This is a genomic window from Candidatus Thiosymbion oneisti (assembly GCF_900092655.1).
In the GTDB taxonomy this organism is placed as follows: Bacteria; Pseudomonadota; Gammaproteobacteria; order Chromatiales; family Chromatiaceae; genus Thiosymbion; species Thiosymbion oneisti.
This window is the reverse complement of the sequence record NZ_FLUY01000267.1, coordinates 1-3,810: the sequence shown is the minus strand read 5'-3', so window position 1 is coordinate 3,810 and position 3,810 is coordinate 1. Positions and strand designations below refer to the sequence as shown.

Below are 3,810 nucleotides of genomic sequence, written 5' to 3'. Positions count from 1 at the left end.
TTGACCGCCATCTGGCCGTGACCAACCCCCTGATAGATGCGTTCGAGGGACGTCTCATCCAGGGCCGCGGTCGGTCGGTCCGGGTGATAGGCCGGCAGTTGGTTTTGGATACTATTGAGGCTGTGGCGGAGCTGTCCCAGCGGATTGCGCATCTCATGGGCGATACTGCCGGATAATGCCTTGAATATTCTGTTTCGCTCTCTTTCACGAGCCAGTATTTCTTCCTCGTCTCTGATCGCTTTGTGTGCCATGTATTGAAAAAGCGTACACACAAACAACGCGAATAAAGCTATAGGGATGTACTCAGGATTAAATGAGCCAAATGAAATAGTCCCTTTTTCCAGAATAAATAAAGCTGCCCCGGCCGATGAACCTGCAACCAGAATAATAATAGACCAAAGGATTTCAGGTACTAATTGCATCAGGAGAAACAGCATTCCCAGGTGGCACAACAGCCATACCAGGTTGTATTCGTTTTGCAAGATGAGGTAAGTGAAGGTGAAAGGCAAGACATATAAGATCGAGAAATGCCAATAAGCAGGCAAAAATCGTTTGAGTCCCGAGGGCCAGAATTTAACCATGGCTAATGGGGCACAAATTGCGGCACCTGAAAAGCGTAGCAACGGACTCTCGTAGGGTTGTGGCAGCAGGTATACCCAGATTGCCCAGTAAAGCGGGTGGCCGATCAATCCGATAATGCCGACCAACATGATGTTATATCGCGCTCTGTGCGTGCCTCGCTTCAGGGTGCGGCTGAGATAATGGATCAGCTGATGCATTTTAGGGGCACCTCGAAAAATACGATTTCGTCACTGGTATGCAGGTGATCTTAAAACACGAAATGGGTCGCATTGAAGCTCATGCCGGAGGAGCCCACCCACAAGGCGACCCGTTCATGCCGCTTTAAATGGTCGGACTTGATGGCGTCGACCATCGCGGCCGGGATGGATGCGGAGACCAGGTTTCCGGTCAGGGGATAGATATGGTGTATCTTGTCGGCTATACCAATGGCCTGCCCATACAAGTCCCATTCCTTTTTCGATGAGGCATGGACGAATATTTTATCGACCTGCTTCTTGTTCTTTGCCATTGCCTTATACACGGCAATGGATTCATCCTGTCCACTTTTATGTAAATCGATACCGAATGAGGTAAATTGAAGCGGACCGTTGGCGCCGATCAATTCATTGGGGTGACAAAAATCCTCATACCCGTTCATGGGAATCGTGCACAGATCCGCCAAGTCGGGTCGGGTCGAGAAACTAAACGCGAAATTTTCGGGTTCTTTCGGTATCAGGAGGGTAGCCGTCGCCGCTTCACCGATGCTGTAGGACGGGAAGGTATAATAGATCTGTTCTTCGTTCTTCAGGGCAAAATTCCTTGGGAACAAGGGGCCATTCTCGATCATGTTGAATTCGGCGTTGATGATAATGGCATTTTTGTAGGCCCCGGATTTGAACAAGGAATCGACCAGATGCAGGGCGCGTACCCAGCTCATACAGGCATCGATAATATCAAAGCATTGGGCCTTGTTGAACCCGAGTGCATTGGCTATCATATGGCTATTGCCGGGCTCTAAAAAGCCGCGTCCGACACCGACATAGATCAGCAAATCGATATAAGGTGGCATCAGATAGCATTCGGACAGGGCCTGGTTGGTCGCCATTGCCACATGATCGAGTGGTTGTTCGTGGCGATCACACCAGCGCCGTTCTTCTAATCCCGATGTCTTCAACAGTTGTCTGATAATTCTGGTGGCGCGCTTGATGTTACCCTGGTATGCAGTCGAATGCTCCTTGATCAGCTCGATCACTTCATCGTTGGATACCCGCCTTGAGCCGAGACTTGCCGCAATACTTTTAATAATCATGTTTGGACAAAAAATCATCATCTAGGATCAAAATTCGATAGTTGTCTTTACTCATGGTCATCTCCGCTTTTTGGTCACAACTCAAGGATTAGGAAATCCAGCCGCGCCACGGCTGGATAACAGGAACGCGCTTTCGGCCCGCTTGGCCAGGGCAGTTGTAACACAATGCCATTAAGTTAGCTGCTGACCGCGTGTCGTGGTCGATCAGGATGCGGAAGAAAAAACTACGAATCGCGCGAATCGATCCGTGAGGATTCGCGTGATTCGTCGTTTCTCCTCTTTCTTGCTGACCGGATGCATTGGACTCGAGACCCCATGTCCCTTATCGGCGTGTCTGACTTGACCCTAATGTCAGGTAATGACTAAGCCGAATAAGTATGCGTACCAGATAGATAGCTATAATTTGGGCGAGAAACGAGACGACAACCCAAGACAAGAAAATAGAAGATGCATATAAGTAATCAATTTTGCATACATCTAAATTGTCATCTCGACAGAATTCACCCATAGCATTGTGTTGCATACCTGCGTAGAGGGCAAACATGCCAAGTAGAACTGATATGGAAAGAGACACCAAGAGTGCTTTTTTCATACCGCACACCCTCGCTTTCTCCAAGGTTGTAAGTAGTATAGTCTCCCTACTCGTGCGCCATAGTCCGTTACCTTTCTTGCCCCTAGAAGATTGTAAATAGACGCAATTTTTCTAACGGTCGGCTTTTCAATCCGATCCCGAATTCTAGATAGCAAAATGACACCAAACTCTATGTTATAGAAGGGGCATTCCAGTAGCTCTTTGGTTACTCCAAGTTTTTTCCAGTAACCATAGTGTATGTTCATTGGAAGAATCGTTCTTTTAGAAGGATGGATTCTGTCGTACCACCCATGAGTAGTTTCCATATACATAATCGCCATAACGAAATTTGAGTCGATCTTGTATTTTTTGGCGATTTGGATAATCAATCCGCACCATTTGTAAACTTGACTTGCGATCTCGATCTCATAAAGAGGCTCCTTTCCTACCGCTCTCTGATTTTCTGTGATTTCAAAAATTGCTGGCGTATTTTCAATGATGCTTTTTTTGCGGGACTCAGTGTCGTTTAAGATCGGTAGTGTTTCTATATTCATAACCTTTAGATTATCCTGGCCGATTTTCAACGCCATTAAGTTAGCTACCGGCCGCTTGTCGTGACAGGTCGGGTCAAAAGCGTGCCCCGGCGTCGAGAATACAAACGAGTCTGAACGCCCCCTGGCCCGACCACCGAAAAGTTAAAGAAAAGACAAAACGCGCGAATCGATCCGTGAGGATTCGCGTGATTCGTCGTTTCTCCTCTTGTTTGTCGACCGGTGACACTTAACTTACATGGCATTGAGTTGTAACACCAACCGGCGGTAGGGCACATCACATGATCACAGCATAGCATGTTGCAAACGCCTGCAAGTATTCACACTTGGTGTGAGTAACCTCAATCTGCCAAAAACGGCAACACAGGAATGGCCTATCTCGTGTTGTATGATCCTAAGTTTCTGTTTCTACTATGTTATTTCTGTGCGCCTCCGAGAAAGGGCGCACTCACGGCGCATCCAGGTCGAAAAACTGCCCGGTGGTGGTAAATTCATAAGTGTTAACCTAGAGAGATTCATCTTTTTGATCCCCTCTCCCCAACCCTCTCTTGGAGAGAGTGTCGTAAAAGGTGACGCCCGACGCGGTTTTTCACGTTCCCACGCGGCGCGTGGGAACCTGGTTGCTCCGCGCCGCACAGAGCATCAGGCTGGTGTCCACCATTGGGTATACACGGGCGAACCTGCCGGCGGTCCGGCGTTATCCGGTGCGGCCCACAAGGCGTCTGCTCTGACCGTTGCCGGCAGCTGGTCATTGGGTGGGTAAGCCGTCTGAAAGACGGCGGTCCCAGCGTCCCCGGAACCGCCGACACTTTGTCGGC

The 3,810-nt window shown here is 48.8% G+C and carries 3 protein-coding genes; all 3 read right to left on the bottom strand.

All coding sequences use genetic code 11. The features are described 5' to 3' along the window. A partial coding sequence (locus tag BQ17_RS02275) for a sensor histidine kinase family protein (RefSeq protein ID WP_218068018.1) occupies positions 1-779 on the bottom strand: 779 nt, incomplete at its 3' end. Between the two features lie 50 nt (positions 780-829). Further along, the gene (locus tag BQ17_RS02270) at positions 830-1,891 is read right to left on the bottom strand and encodes a 3-oxoacyl-[acyl-carrier-protein] synthase III C-terminal domain-containing protein (RefSeq protein ID WP_218068017.1); all 1,062 of its coding nucleotides are present in this window, start codon (positions 1,889-1,891) and stop codon (positions 830-832) included. 567 nt (positions 1,892-2,458) lie between these two features. Then, on the bottom strand, positions 2,459-2,995 hold the full coding sequence (locus tag BQ17_RS02265; protein ID WP_141699045.1) for a lytic transglycosylase domain-containing protein: 537 nt from the start codon (positions 2,993-2,995) through the stop codon (positions 2,459-2,461). Positions 2,996-3,810: the final 815 nt, after the last annotated feature.